General features: G+C 32.3%; 19 protein-coding genes. 13 read left to right on the top strand and 6 right to left on the bottom strand.

Annotation, left to right across the window (positions count from 1 at the left end; all coding sequences use genetic code 11):
- The 4 genes from ACHZDT_RS06560 to murI form a co-directional block, all read left to right on the top strand.
- On the top strand, window positions 1-2,501 hold a 2,501-nt coding region (locus ACHZDT_RS06560), incomplete at its 5' end, for an outer membrane protein assembly factor (RefSeq protein WP_394773830.1).
- 48 nt (window positions 2,502-2,549) lie between these two features.
- Window positions 2,550-3,572 carry an OmpH family outer membrane protein gene (locus ACHZDT_RS06555; RefSeq protein WP_394773829.1) on the top strand — a complete coding sequence of 341 codons (1,023 nt, stop codon included), beginning with the start codon at window positions 2,550-2,552 and terminating at the stop codon, window positions 3,570-3,572.
- Between the two features lie 15 nt (window positions 3,573-3,587).
- Window positions 3,588-4,091: an OmpH family outer membrane protein gene (locus ACHZDT_RS06550; protein WP_394773828.1), complete on the top strand. Its 504-nt coding sequence runs from the start codon at window positions 3,588-3,590 to the stop codon at window positions 4,089-4,091.
- Between the two features lie 151 nt (window positions 4,092-4,242).
- Window positions 4,243-5,019 carry a glutamate racemase gene (murI, locus tag ACHZDT_RS06545; protein ID WP_394773827.1) on the top strand — a complete coding sequence of 259 codons (777 nt, stop codon included), beginning with the start codon at window positions 4,243-4,245 and terminating at the stop codon, window positions 5,017-5,019.
- A gap of 2 nt (window positions 5,020-5,021) precedes the next feature.
- Here murI and ACHZDT_RS06540 read toward each other — a convergent pair whose 3' ends face one another.
- Window positions 5,022-6,257 (bottom strand): aromatic hydrocarbon degradation protein, encoded by a 1,236-nt coding sequence (locus ACHZDT_RS06540; RefSeq protein WP_394773826.1) that lies wholly within the window; start codon window positions 6,255-6,257, stop codon window positions 5,022-5,024.
- Window positions 6,258-7,586: a DUF4270 family protein gene (locus ACHZDT_RS06535; RefSeq protein ID WP_394773825.1), complete on the bottom strand. Its 1,329-nt coding sequence runs from the start codon at window positions 7,584-7,586 to the stop codon at window positions 6,258-6,260.
- A 281-nt stretch (window positions 7,587-7,867) separates the two neighbouring features.
- Here ACHZDT_RS06535 and ACHZDT_RS06530 point away from each other — a divergent pair, with 281 nt between their 5' ends.
- From ACHZDT_RS06530 to ACHZDT_RS06505, 6 genes are all read left to right on the top strand, one after another.
- Window positions 7,868-8,659, top strand: coding sequence for a DUF6268 family outer membrane beta-barrel protein (locus ACHZDT_RS06530; protein ID WP_394773824.1), 792 nt, complete (start codon window positions 7,868-7,870; stop codon window positions 8,657-8,659).
- 19 nt (window positions 8,660-8,678) lie between these two features.
- Complete coding sequence (locus tag ACHZDT_RS06525) at window positions 8,679-9,686, top strand: Kelch repeat-containing protein (protein WP_394773832.1); 1,008 nt, start codon at window positions 8,679-8,681, stop codon at window positions 9,684-9,686.
- Window positions 9,687-9,729: 43 nt separating this feature from the next.
- Window positions 9,730-10,011 (top strand): DUF4907 domain-containing protein, encoded by a 282-nt coding sequence (locus ACHZDT_RS06520; RefSeq protein WP_394773823.1) that lies wholly within the window; start codon window positions 9,730-9,732, stop codon window positions 10,009-10,011.
- Entirely contained in the window at window positions 10,012-11,118 is a 1,107-nt protein-coding gene (locus tag ACHZDT_RS06515; RefSeq protein ID WP_394773822.1) for a sensor histidine kinase, read from the top strand.
- A gap of 17 nt (window positions 11,119-11,135) precedes the next feature.
- A complete protein-coding gene (locus tag ACHZDT_RS06510) occupies window positions 11,136-11,846 on the top strand; it encodes an intradiol ring-cleavage dioxygenase (RefSeq protein WP_394773821.1) in 711 nt (236 codons plus the stop codon).
- Between the two features lie 256 nt (window positions 11,847-12,102).
- Entirely contained in the window at window positions 12,103-12,819 is a 717-nt protein-coding gene (locus ACHZDT_RS06505; protein WP_394773820.1) for a LytR/AlgR family response regulator transcription factor, read from the top strand.
- Window positions 12,820-12,907: 88 nt separating this feature from the next.
- On the opposite strand, the gene ACHZDT_RS06500 is transcribed toward ACHZDT_RS06505, so the two are convergent.
- A complete protein-coding gene (locus ACHZDT_RS06500) occupies window positions 12,908-13,423 on the bottom strand; it encodes a gamma carbonic anhydrase family protein (RefSeq protein WP_394773819.1) in 516 nt (171 codons plus the stop codon).
- A 10-nt stretch (window positions 13,424-13,433) separates the two neighbouring features.
- Window positions 13,434-14,423, bottom strand: coding sequence for a type IX secretion system membrane protein PorP/SprF (locus tag ACHZDT_RS06495; RefSeq protein ID WP_394773818.1), 990 nt, complete (start codon window positions 14,421-14,423; stop codon window positions 13,434-13,436).
- A gap of 132 nt (window positions 14,424-14,555) precedes the next feature.
- Here ACHZDT_RS06495 and ACHZDT_RS06490 point away from each other — a divergent pair, with 132 nt between their 5' ends.
- The 3 genes from ACHZDT_RS06490 to ACHZDT_RS06480 all read left to right on the top strand — a co-directional run bounded on the left by ACHZDT_RS06490 (window position 14,556) and on the right by ACHZDT_RS06480 (window position 16,911).
- A complete protein-coding gene (locus tag ACHZDT_RS06490) occupies window positions 14,556-15,455 on the top strand; it encodes a NifU family protein (protein WP_394773817.1) in 900 nt (299 codons plus the stop codon).
- Between the two features lie 144 nt (window positions 15,456-15,599).
- Complete coding sequence (locus tag ACHZDT_RS06485) at window positions 15,600-16,007, top strand: YtxH domain-containing protein (RefSeq protein WP_394773816.1); 408 nt, start codon at window positions 15,600-15,602, stop codon at window positions 16,005-16,007.
- A gap of 91 nt (window positions 16,008-16,098) precedes the next feature.
- Window positions 16,099-16,911: a mechanosensitive ion channel family protein gene (locus tag ACHZDT_RS06480; protein ID WP_394773815.1), complete on the top strand. Its 813-nt coding sequence runs from the start codon at window positions 16,099-16,101 to the stop codon at window positions 16,909-16,911.
- Between the two features lie 6 nt (window positions 16,912-16,917).
- On the opposite strand, the gene tsaB is transcribed toward ACHZDT_RS06480, so the two are convergent.
- Together tsaB and ACHZDT_RS06470 are read right to left on the bottom strand one after the other, a co-directional pair.
- Window positions 16,918-17,592, bottom strand: coding sequence for a tRNA (adenosine(37)-N6)-threonylcarbamoyltransferase complex dimerization subunit type 1 TsaB (gene tsaB, locus ACHZDT_RS06475; RefSeq protein WP_394773814.1), 675 nt, complete (start codon window positions 17,590-17,592; stop codon window positions 16,918-16,920).
- Between the two features lie 295 nt (window positions 17,593-17,887).
- On the bottom strand, window positions 17,888-19,180 hold the full coding sequence (locus ACHZDT_RS06470) for an efflux RND transporter periplasmic adaptor subunit (RefSeq protein ID WP_394773813.1): 1,293 nt from the start codon (window positions 19,178-19,180) through the stop codon (window positions 17,888-17,890).
- Window positions 19,181-19,186: the final 6 nt, after the last annotated feature.

Raw genomic sequence — 19,186 nt, 5'->3', positions numbered from 1 at the left:
GTCTTCAAAAAGGACAGGAAATCACCGTACCAGGCGAAGAAATTAGTGGGGCAATCAAAAAATTAGGCAAACTTGGCCTTTTTGATGAAATCTCTTTTTATGTAAATAAAATTGACAACGATAGTATCTATTTAGACTTAAATATCGTTGAACTTCCTAAATTAAACGAAGTAAAATTTGTTGGTATTAAGAAAAGCAAAGTCGAAGGATTAATTAAGGATAACAATTTGACCAAAAACAAAATTGTAAACGAAAACTTAATTACTACAACCAAAAATTATATCGAAAATAAATATAAAAAAGAAGGTTTTTACAACACCAAAGTAACAATAACAAACACTCCAGATACCATAAACGGACATCAGGTAAATATGCTTGTAAGGATAGATAAAGGTGATAAAGTAAAAATTAGCAGTATTGATTTCATTGGTAATAAACAACTTAGCAGCAATCAATTAAGATCTGCAATGAAAGACACGAAGCAAAAGAATTTCTTTCGTGTTCTTAAATCTTCAAAATTTATTCCTGAAAAATACAAAACCGACTTAGAAAAAGTTGTTGCCGCGTATAAGGAAAAAGGATATCGTGATGCACGTATTATTTATGATTCTGTTAGTTATAATAAACAGAAAAATATGCTTGCCATCAAAATTAAAATGGAAGAAGGAAACAAATACTACTTTGGTAATATTAAATTCCTTGGAAATACCGTTTACTCAGATCAATTATTAAATCGTTATTTAGGAATCAAAAAAGGAGAAACCTATAATGGTGTTTTACTTGAAAAACGTATTGCTGACAAAACAAAACCTGATGCTGAAGATATTACAAACTTATACCAAAACAATGGTTATTTGTTTTCTAACATTAATGCTGTAGAGGTAAAAACGGTAAACGATACTATTGATTTTGAAATTAGAGTTACAGAAGGACCTATTGCTTATTTCAATAAAATATCTGTAGTAGGAAACGATAAAACGAATGATCACGTTATTTACCGTGAGCTTAGAACTAAGCCAGGTGAAAAATACAGTAAAGAACAATTGGTAAGAACTATTCGTGAAATTGGTCAGTTAGGATTCTTTGATCCTGAAGCAATCGATCCAAAATTCAAGAATGTTGATGCCGCAGCAGGAACTGTTGATATTGAATATCACGTTGTAGAAAAAGGATCGAGCCAGGTCGAACTTCAGGGAGGTTATGGTGGTGGAGGTTTCATTGGAACTTTAGGATTATCATTCAACAACTTCTCGGCTAAAAACTTATTCAACAAGGAATCTTACAAACCATTACCTATGGGAGATGGTCAAAAAGTAGCGCTTCGTTTACAAGGAAGTACATATTTCCAAACGTATAGTTTATCATTCTCAGAACCTTGGTTTGGAGGAAAAAAACCAGTACAATTTAGTTCATCTATATCTTATAGTAAACAATTCCTAAATAACTATGCTACAAGAAGTGTAGATAAAAGCAAAAGTTTTAATATCCTGACATTACAAGTTGGTTTAGCAAAACGTCTTACTGTGCCGGATGATTATTTCGTTCTTTCACAATCTGTAAGTTACCAGCATTATGATTTGAATAACTATAATACAGGTTTGTTTACATTTGGTAACGGAGCATCGAGAAACTTAGCCTATACAATTGGACTTTCAAGAAGTAATAAAGGAGTTAACCCAATATTTCCAACTTATGGATCGGACTTTAGTATTTCTGCAAAAGTAACACCTCCTTACTCATTATTTAATGGTGTCAATTACGGAGATTTACAAAATCAAAAAGAATATAAGTCACAATATACAGGTACAGCAACTTCAGGCATCGACGGACAGCCTCTTAATCCTGGAGATTATGTAAAAACCGTAAGTGTAAATGGAACACCAGGAGTTGTAAGTGTTGGCTCTGATTATGCAAATGCAGATACGGATCAGGGGAAAGTCGATCAAAAGAAATACAACTGGTTAGAATACTATAAAATCAAATTTAAAGGAGACTGGTATACTAAACTATATGGTAAATTAGTTTTAAGAACATTAACAGAGTTTGGTTTCTTAGGTGCTTATGACCAATCAAGAGGTGTTGTACCGTTTGAACGTTTCTATTTAGGAGGAGATGGTATGGCGAATTACTCTATGGATGGTAGAGAAACAATACAGTTAAGAGGTTATGAAAATAACTCATTAACTCCTGTAAATGCTAAGGGAGAACAAATTGGAGCTACAATTTATAACAAATTCTCTGCTGAACTACGTTATCCAATTACATTGAAATCGTCTGCATCTATTTATGCATTGGCGTTTTTAGAAGCTGGTTCATCATATCCAACTTTTAAAGATTACAACCCATTTGACCTGAACCGTTCTGCAGGTGTTGGTTTACGTGTATTCATGCCGGCATTTGGATTATTAGGTATTGACTGGGGTTATGGATTTGATCCTCAACCTGGAGAAACTAAAGCGCATGGTAAAGAAATTCACTTTATTATTGGACAACAATTTTAGTAGAAATTTTAGTACATTTGTTTAAAAATTTTGAAATAAACTAATGTTATGAGAAAACAATTTTTATTTATATTTTCAGCTTTCATTGTAGCATATACAAGTCAGGCACAAACCAGAACGACGAGAATTGGTTACATTGACATGGAATATATTCTTGAAAATGTTTCTGACTATAAAGAGGCTAAATCACAATTAGAGCTAAAAGCTCAAAAGTGGAAACAAGAAATAGAAGCAAAAAAACTGGATATCAATATTCTGAAAGATGGTCTTAAAGCCGAAAGAGCTTTACTTACCAAAGAACTTATTGATGAAAGAGAAACGGAAATTAAATTTCTGGAAAATGAAATGCTGGATTATCAGCAAAAACAGTTTGGAGCTGAAGGAAATTTAATTCATCAAAAAGCTGCATTGGCAAAACCAATTCAAGATCAGGTTTTTACAGCTGTTCAGGATATTGCCGAAGCTAAAAGCTATGATTTTGTATTTGATAAATCATCAGATTTGACAATGCTTTTCAGCAATAAAAAGTTTGATATCAGCGATCAGGTTATCCGCGTTTTAAACCGAGCTGACAAACGTGAACAATTGACTAAAAAACAGTTAAAAGATCAGGAAGCAAAAGAAAAAGTTGAAAATGCTATTGACGAGAATCCAGCAATGCAAGACCGACAAAAAGCGTTAGATGAAAAAAGAACTGCCAGAGAAAAATTAATTGAAGACAGACGATTAGAGCAGGAAGCTAAGAAAAAAGAATACGACGACAGAAGAAAGGCAATTGCTGCAGAAAGAGAAGCGAAAAAAAATGGCACGGTTTCTGAACCAGCTAAAGCAGATGCAACTAAAACTGACGCAACAGCAAAACCAGCTGACGCAACAGCGAAACCCGCCGCTACCGGAACTGAAGCAACAACTACAGATCCTGCAGTTGATAAAGCCGCAGAAAGACAAAAACTTTACGAACAGCGTAAAAAAGAATTAGAAGACAGAAGAAAGAAAATTTTAGAAGAACGAGAAGCGGCCAAAAAAGCAAAAGAAGCCGAGCCACAAAAAGCAAATACGACCAATAATTAATTAATATTTTTAAAAATGATGAAACAAATTAAAACTTTACTAATTGCTGCCATACTTATTTTAGGAGCAAGTAACACAATGAACGCACAAGCTAAGGTAGCTCATGTTGATGTTAGCGAGATTATGTCGAAAATGCCTGCAATGCTAGATGCACAAAATCAACTACAAAAATTAAGTGGGACATACGATGCAGAATACAAAAAAATGGTTGACGAATACCAAGTAAAAATCAAAAAATACGAAGGTGAAGCTGCAACTGTAACTGATGCTGTAAACGGAGAACGTTCTAAAGAAGTTCAGGACATGCAAAAAAGAATCGTTGACTATAGAGACAACGCTCAAAAAGAATTGCAACAAAAAGAAACTGACATCGTTAAACCATTAATGGAAAAAGTAAGAGCTTCTATCTCAAAAGTTGGAAAAGCTAAAGGTTTCCAATATGTATTAGATGGTTCTACTCTTTTATTAGCTGATGGTCCAAACATTACTGCTGATGTAAAAAAAGATTTAGGATTCTAATAAACGAATTTCTTAAAATCAAGAACTGCTTAAACTTTAAAAGTTTTAAGCAGTTTTTTTTGGATTAGTTTCATATTAGAAAACTAAAATATTCTGATATTTCCGGTAAATTGGAATATCGATTTATTGCAAAAAAGACTAAATTTGTATCATGACGAATAACAATCCTATAGGTGTTTTTGATTCCGGCATTGGTGGAACTTCCATCTGGAGCGCAATCCACGAATTACTTCCAAACGAAAAAACCATATATCTAGCTGATAGTAAAAATGCCCCTTACGGTCAGAGAACCAAAGAAGAGATTGTTGCATTAAGCAAAAAGAATGTTGATTTTTTACTTGAAATGAATTGCAAACTTATTGTTGTAGCGTGTAATACTGCGACAACAAATGCCATTCTGGAGCTTCGTGCTGATTATGATATTCCGTTTATAGGGATTGAGCCTGCAATAAAACCTGCTGCTAATAATTCGAAAACACAGGTAATAGGCATTTTAGCCACAAAAGGAACTCTAAATAGCGAGTTGTTTAATAAAACGGCAGAGATGTTTCAAAACACTACAATAATTGAACAAGTGGGTCATGGACTGGTTCAGCTTATTGAAGACGGGAATTTATATTCAGCGGAAATGACTCAATTATTAGAATCTTATTTACAGCCCATGATTGATGCTAATATTGATTATCTTGTTTTGGGTTGTAGCCATTATCCATATCTAATTCCGCAAATCAAAAAGATATTGCCGGAACACATTCAGATTATTGATTCCGGAGAAGCAGTTGCCCGTCAAACCCAAAACGTTTTGCGCGAGAAAGTTGGTTTTACAGACACTCAAAATAGTGACCCTATATTCTATGTGAATTCAAATCCTGAAGTTTTAAAATCAATTTTAGATTATAAATATCCAGTGATAGAAAAAGATTTTTAAACCTAATCTATTTTTCGTTTGATAAACCAAATTCCGTCCAAAGATAGATTAAGGGAAATTTTATGGTAGTTCTCTTTGATTAAATTGTCTGAAATACTACCTCTTTGCCCGTAAGAATATGAGATATTCAAAGCAGAATATGTATTTTCTATCGGCAAAGTAAGTCCTATGGAAATTGCTGCATTATTTACCCGCTTTCCATCAACTTCAAGATAACCAGTATCAAAGTTTACACCTGTAGCATATTGAATTCTATCCCAATATTTACGAATATTCTTTTTTGTACTATAGGTAAATCCAAGTGCAAAACGATCCTGGTTCACAAAATTTCCATATAATTCAGATTGATTGCTGTCGCTCCATAAGCTCTTTTCATAATCCAGCGTCATGTTCAGGTTGTTTTTAAAACGTTTACTAATTCCAATTCCCATTTCTAAAGGCATATAGTAATCGTCTGTTTTTGATACCACATTTGATTCTACGGTCGTAACAACATCATCTGTAACAGTTTGAACAGTCTGAACTTTAGAAGCGCCAATTTGCGATGGCAATTTAAAAGTAGTTGCAACAGTAAAAGTAGAATCAATTTTGTATTGTGCTCCTAATGTTGCTCTTACGCCACTATAATTTGTTTTTTTCTGAATACTTGTAATTGAATTCATAATCAGGAAATTTCTATTGTCAGTAGTTTTTCCAAATAACACAGCTGCTGAAACTCCAAGTGATAATTTTTTTCCAAATTTATAGCCATACGAAAAATCAAAATTATTCAATCCGCCAGAACCTGTAGCAGTTAAATAGTAATAATCCTGACTATTGTCTATTGGTAATTTTAAATTAGAAATTTTAAAGGCTGAACTTGAGTATGGTCGTAAAGCTATACTAAACCCTGAATTTTTAGTTACGGGAAAAGCAAAAGCAAGATGCGAAAATTGAAAATTATTACGGCTTTCGCTTCTTAAACTACTTTGATACGTGGTAGAAATAGATTTTCCTCCAATATCAAACATAAAATGATTTTGAGGTAAATATCCTAATGATGCGGGATTTAGATTATTTATAAAAGTATCTGATGGCAAAGCAATTCCTGATGAACCAATTGACGGTAGTATTCCAAAATCAGCATCATATAAACTACCTACGCCGTATAACGAATACGGAGAACTTGAAATACTTTGAGAAAATGAAGTTAGCGACGTTAAAATGAAGCAACTTAAATATATTATTTTACGTTTCATTTAGTAGGAGATGTAATAAATTTTAATTTGTATTTTATTATTCACATGTTTTTGATCTCCCAAAACAATTCTGTTTACTGTTTTAGAAATTCCCGGCAATGTTAAAATAAGAGATGATTTAGAATCAGATTGTTTTAGCATTTCTTTTTGTAAAAAAGCACCAATTGGAACCGTATAACCAATATTTTCGTTAAACTCATCTGTTTTTTTATTCAAAATACCATAAACGGCAGTTCCGGCAGAATTCACTAATGAACCACTAACCCTGTTTAAATTATCAACCACATAAATTTTTAATGAATCGGCTAAAGGATATTGTTCAGAATACGTATTTGCAACTGGTTTCAACAGTATTTGTGCATCAACAATTGCTCCGTTAGCAGCAATATATTTGAGCTGTTTGATGTTCGGGAAATCAATCCTACAGGCAACTCCGGTACCGGACTGAATAAATCCCTGTCGGTTTGTTAATGTGCTTGATAATTTACTGGTTGAAACGGGCAAATTCTCCAGTAATGTTCCTGTTTTATCTGATGAAATAGCATTGAATTGCTTAGTTGCATCTAAAATTGTAAAATCCATTATAAAAGGAACTTCCTCAGTGTCTGCCTGATATTTTGAATAATACAACCTGACTTTACTTGTCGCGACATGAAAACCAATTACACTTGCAGAATTAGATGTAGATGGTACGAGAACAAGTCCTTTTAAATATTCGTTGAAACTATCAAAATCTGTAATTTCTCTTTTCTTAAATTTCTGAAAAAGCGCCGCACCAAATGCATCACTCATTTTAATATTAATAGAATCTTTTTCAACCGGTCTTGGTTTGTATGAAATCGTACCGAGACTTTCATCACTATAACTTACTGCCGAATTATTATAAAAGCTGTTATCATCTGTATTTGGTTTTACCCTTTGAGTTATTCGATGAATATCAAACGTTTGCACTTTTGTTGTATCTCCATAATAGTAATTATCATATTTTAAAATCATCGAAATAGAATCAAAAACATAATTAGTAGTTTCAGTATCAGAACCACTATTTTTTAAGGTATAGGAATCTGATGCCAATTGAAAATAACTGTTTGATTTCACCTTTCCATAAAGTGGATCGTCATAATTTCCAATTAAAATTCGGCTTTGATTAGATGTAACAAGTGAGTCAAAATTTATGGTAGACATATCGACTGTCACAGTGTCAATCAAAATGACTTTATTACCCAGAGCCAAATAATCAGATCCAACAACAAATTCGCCGGCATCTACATCTGTTCCGCAAGAAATTGCGGTTACTGCCAAAAACAACATCAATATAAACTTGTGCATAATCTATTTTTTGAACAAATATAAAATGCACTCTTCTGGACTGCACTATAACATATACAGTCACGCCTTTTTATACTATAAACAGCAAAAAATCATCTACAACGCATTAATACCAGTCAATAGTTCATTCAGCCTTAAAAAGGGGGATTTAGTCTATCAAAAAGTGCCATACATATATCTTCTTTTTTTTAAAACCATTAGCCACCTACTTTTGAACCAATAAATAAGTAATGAAAATAAGGTTTATAATTTGTTCGTTTTTTCTGATTTCAATTTTCAGCATGAAAGCTCAGGATAACTTTTCTGTAGATATGAATGTAAAAACAGCACCTACAGATAAAGTTGATTTTACTGAAACTAACATAGGGATTTCATTTAATAAAAAAATAAGCGATAAAAACACCATAACAAACACATTAGAATATTCGAATTTGAAAGTGAATTATGATTTAGGCAGTTTTAATGCATACGAGAATTTAGATGGATTTAACCAGATTAAGAACAAGTTTGAAATTTCTCATGCAATCTCAAATACAACAAATCTGAATTTTTCAATTACGCCAACAGTAAATTTTCAAAGTGATTTAAATAGTGATGATTTCTCAGTTTTAGGAAGTTTCGAAATTAAACAGCAATTGAATTCAAACATGAATATCGACATTGGTGTAGCCAGAACAACTGTTTTTGGTTCTCCTAAATTCATGCCTGTTTTATCATTGAACTATAAAATTAACAACGAAAGTTCGTTACAGATTGGATTTCCGGATTCTAAAATTTCATACTCTAATAATAGTCGGAATCAATTTAGTTTAAGCAATAGTTTTAATGGTAATTTTTATCATTTAGACCTACAAAACAATTTAAATAATAATGCCTCAAAAGTTAGTTTATCGCAAATGACGTCGGCATTTGAATACGAAAGAAATGTTGACAAAAACTGGTTTTTAAATTTTAAAGCCGGATATGATTTTGACAAAAAATACAACCTGATCGATAATGACAATCATAAAGTATATGATTTTAATACCGGCAATGGGTATGTTTTAGGAATTGGCATCAAATACAAACAATAAATAAATTTAATACACTATGATGAATAATTTAAAAAAAGGAATATTATTCGCGGCATTGCTTTCGAGTCTCTTTTTTATAGGCTGCAGCAACGATAATAACGATGATGATCTAGTAGGAAACTGGATTAAAAAATCAGCATTTGATGGACCTGCCAGATCTAGTGCAACCAGTTTTGTTATTGGTGATTTTGCTTATGTAGCAACAGGTTATACTGGCGATGTATATTTAAAAGATTTATGGGCATACAATTCTACCGGAGATTATTGGGAACAAAAAGCAGATTTTTCAGGAGTTGGGCGCAGTTCCGCTTCTAGTTTTACGCTTAATGATAAAGGATATGTTGGTTTGGGATATGATGGAACTAATAAATTAAAAGACTTTTATCAATATGATCCTACAAGTAATAGCTGGACGCAAAAAACTGATTTTGCAGGAACTGGCCGTTATGCTGCAGTAGGTTTTCAGGCTGGTGGAAAAGCTTATTTCGGAACTGGATATGATGGAAATTATCTTAAAGATTTTTACCAATACAATGATGTTACAAATGCATGGACGCTTGTAAACGGATTTAGCGGAAATAAAAGACGTAATGCTACTGCTTTTGTAATTGCTGATAAAGTATATTTTGGAACTGGAATTAACAACGGAGTTTATCAGGAAGATTTTTGGGAATTTGATCCTGCGACAGATGTATGGACAAGAAAACGTGATATTGATAAAGATACCGATGATGATGATTCATACAATGATGATTATGCGATTGTTCGTTCAAATGCTTCTGCTTTTTCCATGAACGGATTAGGTTATGTTGTGGGTGGAGAAAGTATCAAAACAATCTGGGAATATAACCCTTCAACTGATCTTTGGACAGAAAGAACTCCAATGGAAGGAGCCAGCAGAACAGATGCTGTAGGATTTGCTATCAATAACCGCGGTTTTTATATGTTAGGAAGAGTCGGTTCTACTTACTTTGATGATGCCTGGGAATTTAAACCTTTAGACGCACAAAGTGACGACGATAATTAATACAAAAAAACAATTTTTCCGGAGTAAAATCCGGAAAAATTTAATGTTTATTTTACTGGTTGTACAATTTACTGCTTGTGTCAAAAATGAAAAAACTTTTAAAACCGAATCCTTTAGAACTACGTCAGGTTATGGATATTCGATCACTTTAAAAAATAAAATCATTATCAGGCAGTCTATTATTCCGGTAATAAGCAACACTAAAAGTTTTACAACAGAAGGTGATGCTCTAAAAGTAGCTGATTTAGTAGTGAAAAAACTGAATCAAAACATATCGCCAACGGTAACCAAAAATGATTTAATTTTATTAAAAATAAAATTATAAATGAAAATAGATACCATCAGAAATACCAGTTCAAATAAAATTTTGTTCCATTGCATCATATGGGTTTTCTTTGTCCTGACTTCATTAATTCAGTTTTATGAAAGTCCGTTTAGAATCAACAATGATTTTTATGTACAATGGACAACAGGAATTATTTTGTTTTATCTGAACTATTTTTATTTGGTTCCTGCTTTGCTTTTAGAAAAAAAATACTGGCTTTATTTTGTGTTTGTGTTTTCGCTTATATTGCTTTTTATGATTATCAGGATCAATTATTTTATTCCTGATTTCTCAGAAGTAAGACATTTGAGACTTCGAAATATGCCACCGCCCGAAGACTTTAAATTAATGTACAAAGGAAGAACACCAGCCGTAATGGCAACGAGACAACCTTTGTTTTTTAAAATTGGACCTTCGTTTTTTTATATTTTAATTATTACAATAAGTGCAATTATCAGAACACTTACTGAATTTTACAACAATCAACAAAACAAGTTAATTGCCGAAACGCACCGAACAAATACTGAATTGATTTATTTGCGCAAACAAACCAATCCGCATTTTTTATTCAATTCCCTAAACAGTATTTATTCTTTGGCACATAAAAAATCTGATTTGGTCCCTGATGCCATCGTAACATTGTCAGAATTAATGCGCTATATGCTGTATGAAACTGATAATAAAACGGTGGCTTTAGAAAAAGAGATTAATTACATTCAGAATTATATTGACCTGCAAAAACTGAGGCTGAATAATATCGAGGATATTGTTATCAATGTTCACGGTGATACCCGAAACAAGTTTATTGAGCCTTTACTTTTGATTTCATTTGTTGAGAATGGCTTTAAGTATGGAACCGATTATAAAGGTGCTGCGCATGTAAAAATCAAGATTTTTATTCTGGAAAACAGTCTCGATTTCTGGATAGAAAATACAATTGAAAATTATGTTAAGGATCCTGAAAATTCAGGAATTGGACTTGTAAACATTCAAAGCCGACTGGATTTGCTTTATCCAAACGCACACAAACTTACAATAACAGAAGACAATCAATATTATCGTGTGCATTTGAACTTAGAATTAGACAAAATTCAAACCGCAATTTAATTAAATAGTAAATGATTATGGACAGAAAAAAATTCATTCGAAATGGGATTTTAGGAATTGCTTCATTAGCAACCGCTTCTAAATTATTAGAATCCTGTTCAAAAAGTGACAATGATGATTCTGTCACAAATGCCTCTGAAGATGGAAGTTGTACCGTTACTCCTGCCGAAACAAAAGGTCCCTTTCCTATCAAAACGCCAAGTCAGTTAGTTTTAGAAAATATAAAATCTGACCGCATTGGAGTTGCGTTGCTTATTAATTTAGTTATCGAAAACACAAACAATAATTGTTTGCCATTAGCAGGCGTTTTAGTTGATGTCTGGCATTGTGATAAAGACGGGAATTATTCTGAATACGGCGGAACATCTATGCAACAAACTGATTATACTTCGGTTCATTTTTTAAGAGGAAGACAAACTACAAATTCAAAAGGTGAAGTTTCGTTTATTTCCATATTTCCGGGTTGGTATCAAGGCAGAGCGCCACATGTTCATGTTGAAGTTTTAAGCACGAGTGGTTCATCATTATTGGCGACACAAATCGCTTTTCCTGAAACTGTTACAAGTACCGTTTATTCAAGTACAAATTATGCTGCTCACGGTCAAGCCGATACATTAAACACAAAAGACAATGTTTTCTCTGATAGTTTATCAGATGAATTAGCAACTTTAACTGGTAATCTTACAGATGGTTACACATTAAGCAAAACGATTAACGTAAAAGGATAATTTATAAATTAAGTGTTGAAAAAAATATTTAACACATTGATTATAGAGTAACAGAAAGTAAAAAAGAAATACATTTCCTGAATATAACCCGCTTTGTGTATTATAAGTGGAACGCCTTTTTTAGAATGTTTCTATATGTTAGAATTAATTATACATAAAGTTAAACCCGTATTTTATGATAATTTTAAAACTTAAATCGCTGGTTTAAAACTACTTTTGCGTGCCAAAACAAATTTACTAATTTAAACTTCAACAAATGAAATGCGTAATTATAGACGATGAGCCTTTAGCGGTTGAATTATTAGAAGATTTTGTTGGAAAAGTTGATTCACTTGAACTCATCAGTACTTTTAATAATGCTATTGATGCTGTTTCATTTATCAATCAAAACAATGTGGATTTGATTTTTCTGGACATTCAAATGCCACATTTTTCAGGAATTGATTTTTTAAATACAATCGAAAAAAAGCCTTTAGTCATTTTTACAACTGCTTATTCTGATTATGCCGTTGAAGGTTTTAATCTTGGCGCAGTAGATTATTTAGTAAAACCCATTCCGTTTCATCGTTTTTTAAAATCGGTTGTCAGAGCGCAGCAGGTTTTAAATCCGGCTGTAAATGTTCAGGCGATTTCTGAGAGTACAACAGCACCAGAACTAGAACAGGATTTTATGTTTGTTAGAGCAGAATATGAAAACGTAAAAATGAATTTTGCAGATATTCTATTTATCGAAGGTTTAAAAGATTACGTCAAAATTTACACAACAGATAATAAATTCACGCTTACTTTAATCAGTTTAATAAAACTCGAAAATTTACTTTCAAGCAAAGGCTTTTCCCGAATTCACAGATCTTATATTATTAATATAAAACATGTAAAATCGATACAAAAAAATAAAGTTTTGATTAGCGACAAACGAATTCCTATAAGCGAAAGTTATAAAAATTCTTTTTTCGAAAGAATCAACTTGTAATTTTAAAATTCAAAAAATAGAAATTCCAAATTCCAATTGCATCACAATCTATTGGAATTTGGAATTTATTTTTTAGAATTTATTACTTTTATTCCTCTTTGAACCAACCTGAATACATTACATAATTGTTTGAAATACGTTCAATTTCACCAGCAAAATCAGATTGATCAATGTCTTTTACTTTTTTTGCAGGAACACCGGCGTAAATAGTTCCCGAAGCCACAACTGTATTTTGTGTTACAACAGCTCCGGCTGCAATGATCGAATTGCTTTCTATCACACAATTATCCATTACAATAGCGCCCATTCCTATCAAAACGTTATCATGAATTTTGCATCCGTGTACAATTGCATTGTGTCCTATTGAAACATTGTTTCCTATAATTGTTGGGTGTTTTTGATACGTACAATGAATAATTGCTCCGTCCTGAATATTTACTTTATTCCCAATTGTAATAAAGTTTACATCACCACGAATTACAGCATTAAACCAAACACTGCAAGAATCTCCAAAAGTAACATCGCCAACAATAGTAGCATTTTCGGCAACATAACAATCCTCTGGAATAGAAGGTGTTTTTCCGTTTACAGATTTAATCAGCATAATAAAAAATTTAATTAATAGCGGGACAATTACAGTCGTAACGTTCCTTTTTACAAAATAAATTGATACCTAAAGTAATTTGATGGTATCCTCCTGTGTCAAATTTTACAGCGCCTGTAACTTGTGAGTATGTATAAGCAAACATAAAATTATTATAATTCAAACCTATTATTGGTGTAATATATTGCAGTTTTTGTGCCGCTACTCCACTTGTAGTGCTGTATTGTGCACCATCAAAACTTCTTCGGTAAGATAAAGCAGCCCATAAACTTCCAAAATCCATACTCTTATAGGCTTTAATGTTTAAATCGATTGATTTCTGTTTTGTTTTATCAAACAACTGAAATAAAATGGAAGGTTCCCAGGTTATATCATTTCTTTTTCCAAAAACATAACCTGCACTTAATAAAAACTTTCTAATATTATCACTTTCATAATCGGTGTACAATTCCCGTCTGGTTTCAAGAACTCCCTGAACTGTTGCGTGAGCATAAAAATCAAGATAATTATAAGATGCTCCAATATCCATATTAAAATAGGAATCTTTTTGAATCTGACCAAAAACAATTGGATCAAAAGATCCGCCAAATTGGGTTTCATCTAACTGACTTTGAATTACTCCTCCGCTTATACCAAACGAAAGCTGATTTAAATCAAGTTCATCTCTGGAAAACATAATATGATGTGCATAAGTAAGCTTTACTCCTTTTTGAGAATGGTAACCATTTTTATCATTAAAAATGATAATTCCTGCTCCTGAACGCTCGCCAATTTTCCCGTTAAAAGTTAAGGTTTGAAGTGTTGGCGCGTCTTCCTGGCCAAACCATTGCTTTCTGGCAGTTAATCTAATTTTAGCACAATTAGCCGCACCCGCCATTGAAGGGTGTATTAAGTAATAATTATCTGATAAATAATCAGAATAAACCGGAATTCCTTCTTGAGAATAAGAACAAAAAGACACCATAAAAAAAATAAACAAAACCTTGATTTTCAGTTCCATAAAGGAAATTTTGTATGTATAAACTAAAGACTTTTCCGAACAAATTGAAAAGACTCTTAATTATTTTATTAAAAAACCAAATATAGGTAATAGTAGAAAATAACTTTACTAAATTTGTGAAAATTTACACTCATGACAAAAATCACTATAAAAGAAACTCAAAATCCAACTATCCTGAAGTTTGAGTTTGAAGATTTCATTACAAAAACTCAAAATTTTGAATTTAAAAATATCGATGAAGCACAAGCATCGCCTTTAGCGCAACAATTATTTTATCTACCGTTTGTAAAAACAGTTTACATTTCAGGAAACTTTATTGCAATCGAAAGATACAGTATTGTAGAATGGGATGATGTAAAAGATGCTGTTGCTGAGCAAATTGAATCCTATGTAGACAAAGGTGGCGTTATTATAAAAATCGATGAAAATCAGCCAAAAAAACAACCTGTCACGGTTTATGGAGAAACAACTCCAAATCCAGCTGCTTTAAAATTTGTTGTAAGCAGAATGTTGACTAAAAACGCTGTTGAATATAAAAATATTGATCAGACTGCTTCTTCTCCATTGGCTAAGGAATTGTTTAAATTTCCTTATGTAAAAGAGGTTTTTATTGATGAAAACTACATTTCGGTAACTAAATATGATATTAACGAATGGGATGAAATCACTTTAGAAGTAAGATCATTTATCAAACAATATATCGAAAATGGAGGAACTGTTTTAGATGAAACTTTAATTGAAGTTGCTACAAAAAATGACGTAACTAAAGATGAAGCTTTTGATAAATTAGATGTTACTTCACAACAAATCATTAATATCCTGGAAGAATATGTGAAACCGGCAGTTGCGGCTGATGGTGGAAATATTGCTTTTGATTCTTATAATGAAAATGACAAAACTGTAAAAGTAATTTTGCAAGGAGCGTGCAGCGGTTGTCCTTCATCTACATTTACTTTAAAAAGCGGAATCGAAAATATGCTTAAAAGCATGTTGAACGACGAAGCGATTAAAGTAGAAGCAATAAATGCATAATATTTTATTTAAATAAATACGGAAAGCGTCTCAAATGAGGCGCTTTTTTATTGAATTCATATCTCCTTAATTTTCAATAAATTATTATCCCGTAATGGCATAAAAATAGTTTAATATTGTATTCTAAACTAATAATATATAACCATGGGAGTATCTTCATTTTTCAAGAATTTATTTGGCTCAGCCAAAGATTCTACAACAAATTTGGCAACTGAAGCCGAAGTTAAGTTTGAACAAGCTAAAGAAGCTGCTGCTCCTTACATCGATAAAGCAGAAACTTTTGCTGAGGAAACTATCGAAAAAGTAAAAGAAGCTTCAGAACCAATACTTGAAAGTGCGGTAGAATATGCCCATAAAGCAAAAGATATCGTTAGTGAATATGTCGAGAAAGCTTCAGAATCATTAAGTGATGTAATTGATTCTGTAAAAGAAAAAACAACTGAAACTTCAAGCGCAACTACAACTATTGTTCCTGAAGATATAGTTGTTAATGGTGAAAAAACCGAAACTGCTACTGACGAAATTATAGATACGATTCCGCCTAAGGAATAAGACACATTCTTTCTAATAAAAATAAAATATATCTATATTTGCACCACTAATACGCCTTCTCCTTTGAGAAGGTTTTTTTATTCGAAAAAACATGAACATGAATCCAGACCAACTTAGTAATTACGTCACAAAATTTATTGACGTATTAGTTGATTATGCCCCAAAATTAATTTCCGCTTTTATTATTTTATTTGTTGGAATATATGCCATCAGATTGATAAACAGAATTATTACAAAAGTAATGGTTCAAAGAAATTTAGATCCTACATTGACAAAATTCCTTTCGGACATTTTAATTTGGGCTCTTAGAATTTTGCTTTTTGTAACTTTTATTTCAAAACTAGGAATCGAAACTTCGTCATTTGTTGCCATTTTAGGAGCAATGGGACTTGCGGTGGGTTTATCATTGCAAGGTTCTCTATCAAATTTTGCGGGCGGTATGTTGATTATCGTTTTCAAGCCTTTTAAAGTTGGCGATACAATCGAGGCGCAAGGAGTTATTGCAACAGTTGTCGAAATTCAAATTTTTGTGACTAAAATGCTTACCGGAAACAATCAGACTGTTTTTGTACCAAATGGCGCTTTGTCAAACGGAACGATTATTAATTATTCGATGCAGGGAGAAAGAAAAGCTGATTTGACCTTTTCAATTTCTTATGATTCAGATATCAAAAAAGCAAAAGAGATTCTTCTAGACGTTTTAGTTAAAAATCCAAAAGTGCTTAAAACTCCGGCACCGGAAGTTTTTGTAAAAAATTTATCAGCAAGTTCTATAGATTTTGCAGTTCGCCCTTGGGCAAAAAATGCAAATTACGGATCTGTTTTCTCTGAAACTCTCGAGAATTGCAAGTTAGCACTTGATGAAGCAGGAATTTCAATTCAGCCTTATACCATTCAGAAATAAAATATTTTATTGCTTTTTTGATGGAGGTCCCATCATGAAATCTTTTAAATAATATGGTTCAAAATAAGCGACATCTACAGTGTCGCTTTTTTGATATTTATCATAACTGATTTTGCTCATTGCCGCTGCTGAAGGATATTTGATTTCTTCTAAAAATACAAAGTTTGTTTTAGTTAAAACCGGTTTGCATTTCTCAGTACAATCACCAACAAAATATATAGTATCTGTATATCCTGAAAAAGATTCTTCGGTAATAACTTCTGCTTCAATACCTCTTTCAATTTCTAAACGAGCATTAAAAACTTCGCTGTAAACTTCCATTCTTCTGGCGTCAATCATAGGAATAATTTTTCCGTCAGAAACATTTGCCTGCGATGCTAAAGTCTGTAAAGTATCAATTGCAATTAAAGGAATATTTAAGGCAAAACACAATCCTTTTGCTGCCGAAACTCCTATTCGTAAACCGGTGTAAGATCCTGGTCCCTGACTTACCGCAATTGCCGCTAAATCCTGAACTGAAATTCCTGCTTCGGCAATTGCTTCTTCAATAAAAACATGCAGTTTTTCAGCATGTGAATATCCTTCTTCAGCAATTTCTTTACATACAATTGTTTCTCCATTTTTAGCAATAGAGACTGAACAGTTTTTTGTAGCCGTTTCGATATTAAGAATAAATGGCAAAGTATTAAATTTAAATTATTAAAAAATTTTATTGAAAATTTGAGCAAAAAGAAGAACAAATATAAAAATCAATACAGGAGCAATACATAAATTTATGATCAAAAAAGTGATGTAAATTAAACATTTCTTTCCTGTAGAAAAATGAACATATTTCACTCTGTAATATTGTGATTTATATACTTTATAGTGAACAAAATAAAGGAATGCTATTATTACAATCAATCCTACACTAATGATTGCATAAAAACTATCATCTTGCAGACTGTCATCACATACCATAAATTCTAAATAAAGATTATTTTTTAGGTAAATCTGCTTTTTTCAGTTTTACTTTATCGCCGGAATTCAGTTCTTTGGATACTGTTGTATAAGGTCCTGTAATCACCACATCTCCAGGTTTTAATCCTGACATTACTTCAATATTTGTATCGTCCTGAATACCTGTTTTAATGATTCTGATTTTAGCTTTATCACCTACTTTTACAAAAACACATTCAAATTTTTTATCACTTTTTGGTGTCGCTTTTTTATCATCAGTTGGTTCTTCAACTTTAATATCTTTTACAGCAGTTGTATCAGCCTTTACAACAACAGAACTAATTGGCACTGCCAAAACATTATTTTTAGTTCTTGTCATAATATCAACTGTTGCTGTCATTCCTGGTCTAAAAGGAGAATAAGTACTTGGCTGACCTTGTAATAAGTCCTGATATGATTCTTTTAAAATACGCACTTTAACTTTAAAATTAGTTACCTGATCTGATGTTAATGTTGTACTTGCCGAATTCGAAATACTGGTTACAGTACCTTTAAACTTCTTTTTTAAATAAGCATCAACTTCAACATTTGCTTCGTCTCCAATTTTTACTTTAACAATATCATTTTCGTTTACATCAACTTCAACTTCCATATTGTTCAGGTTCGCAACTCTTAAAAGTTCTGTTCCGGCCATTTGCTGCGTTCCTAAAACTCGTTCGCCCAATTCAACATTTAAAACCGAAATTGTTCCGCCAGCCGGAGCGTAAATTAATGTACGTCCTAAATTATCTTTTGCTTCTGTTACAGATGCAGATGCGCTTTGAACATTATAATAAGAGCTTTGTTTAGTCGCTTTTGCCACTTCAAAAGTTGCAATCGACTTATCCCAATCTGACTTTGATATTACTCCTTTGTCATATAGCGTTTTATTACGCTCATAACTTGCTTTTGCTTCTTTAAAATTTGCTTCAGATTGTGTCAAACTTGCCTTTGTTCCGGATAAATTTGCAACAGATCTGTCCAATCCTGAAGTATATAAATCAGGATTTATTTTTACCAATAAATCTCCTTTTTTTACAACCTGACCTTCTTTAACATTTAAAGCGATAATTTCACCTGAAACCATTGATGAAAGTTTTACCTCAATTTCCGGCTGAATTTTACCTGTTGCAGAAACTGTTTCTATTATTGTTGAAGCAATTACTTTTGAAACTTCTACTTCTTTTCCTTCATCCTTATTTCCTATTACTCCCGCTTTTGAAAGAGCTATTAAAGCTACAATAAGAATTACTGCACCGCCTAATAAGAAATAAATTGTTTTTTTTGACATAATAAA

The organism is Flavobacterium sp. (assembly GCF_043722275.1).
Classification (GTDB): Bacteria; Bacteroidota; Bacteroidia; order Flavobacteriales; family Flavobacteriaceae; genus Flavobacterium.
This window is presented reverse-complemented; position numbering and strand designations above follow the sequence as displayed.

Bases quoted from the DNA above. Each gene is read 5' to 3' on its own strand.
- ACHZDT_RS06470 (WP_394773813.1), bottom strand. From the start codon at position 19,180: ATGTCAAAAAAAACAATTTATTTCTTATTAGGCGGTGCAGTAATTCTT.
- ACHZDT_RS06525 (WP_394773832.1), top strand. From the start codon at position 8,679: ATGAATAATTTAAAAAAAGGAATATTATTCGCGGCATTGCTTTCGAGT.
- ACHZDT_RS06490 (WP_394773817.1), top strand. From the start codon at position 14,556: ATGACAAAAATCACTATAAAAGAAACTCAAAATCCAACTATCCTGAAG.
- ACHZDT_RS06540 (WP_394773826.1), bottom strand. From the start codon at position 6,257: ATGAAACGTAAAATAATATATTTAAGTTGCTTCATTTTAACGTCGCTA.
- ACHZDT_RS06480 (WP_394773815.1), top strand. From the start codon at position 16,099: ATGAACATGAATCCAGACCAACTTAGTAATTACGTCACAAAATTTATT.
- ACHZDT_RS06550 (WP_394773828.1), top strand. From the start codon at position 3,588: ATGATGAAACAAATTAAAACTTTACTAATTGCTGCCATACTTATTTTA.
- ACHZDT_RS06535 (WP_394773825.1), bottom strand. From the start codon at position 7,586: ATGCACAAGTTTATATTGATGTTGTTTTTGGCAGTAACCGCAATTTCT.
- ACHZDT_RS06495 (WP_394773818.1), bottom strand. From the start codon at position 14,423: ATGGAACTGAAAATCAAGGTTTTGTTTATTTTTTTTATGGTGTCTTTT.
- ACHZDT_RS06520 (WP_394773823.1), top strand. From the start codon at position 9,730: ATGTTTATTTTACTGGTTGTACAATTTACTGCTTGTGTCAAAAATGAA.
- ACHZDT_RS06505 (WP_394773820.1), top strand. From the start codon at position 12,103: ATGAAATGCGTAATTATAGACGATGAGCCTTTAGCGGTTGAATTATTA.
- ACHZDT_RS06500 (WP_394773819.1), bottom strand. From the start codon at position 13,423: ATGCTGATTAAATCTGTAAACGGAAAAACACCTTCTATTCCAGAGGAT.
- ACHZDT_RS06485 (WP_394773816.1), top strand. From the start codon at position 15,600: ATGGGAGTATCTTCATTTTTCAAGAATTTATTTGGCTCAGCCAAAGAT.
- ACHZDT_RS06510 (WP_394773821.1), top strand. From the start codon at position 11,136: ATGGACAGAAAAAAATTCATTCGAAATGGGATTTTAGGAATTGCTTCA.
- murI (WP_394773827.1), top strand. From the start codon at position 4,243: ATGACGAATAACAATCCTATAGGTGTTTTTGATTCCGGCATTGGTGGA.
- ACHZDT_RS06515 (WP_394773822.1), top strand. From the start codon at position 10,012: ATGAAAATAGATACCATCAGAAATACCAGTTCAAATAAAATTTTGTTC.
- ACHZDT_RS06555 (WP_394773829.1), top strand. From the start codon at position 2,550: ATGAGAAAACAATTTTTATTTATATTTTCAGCTTTCATTGTAGCATAT.
- ACHZDT_RS06530 (WP_394773824.1), top strand. From the start codon at position 7,868: ATGAAAGCTCAGGATAACTTTTCTGTAGATATGAATGTAAAAACAGCA.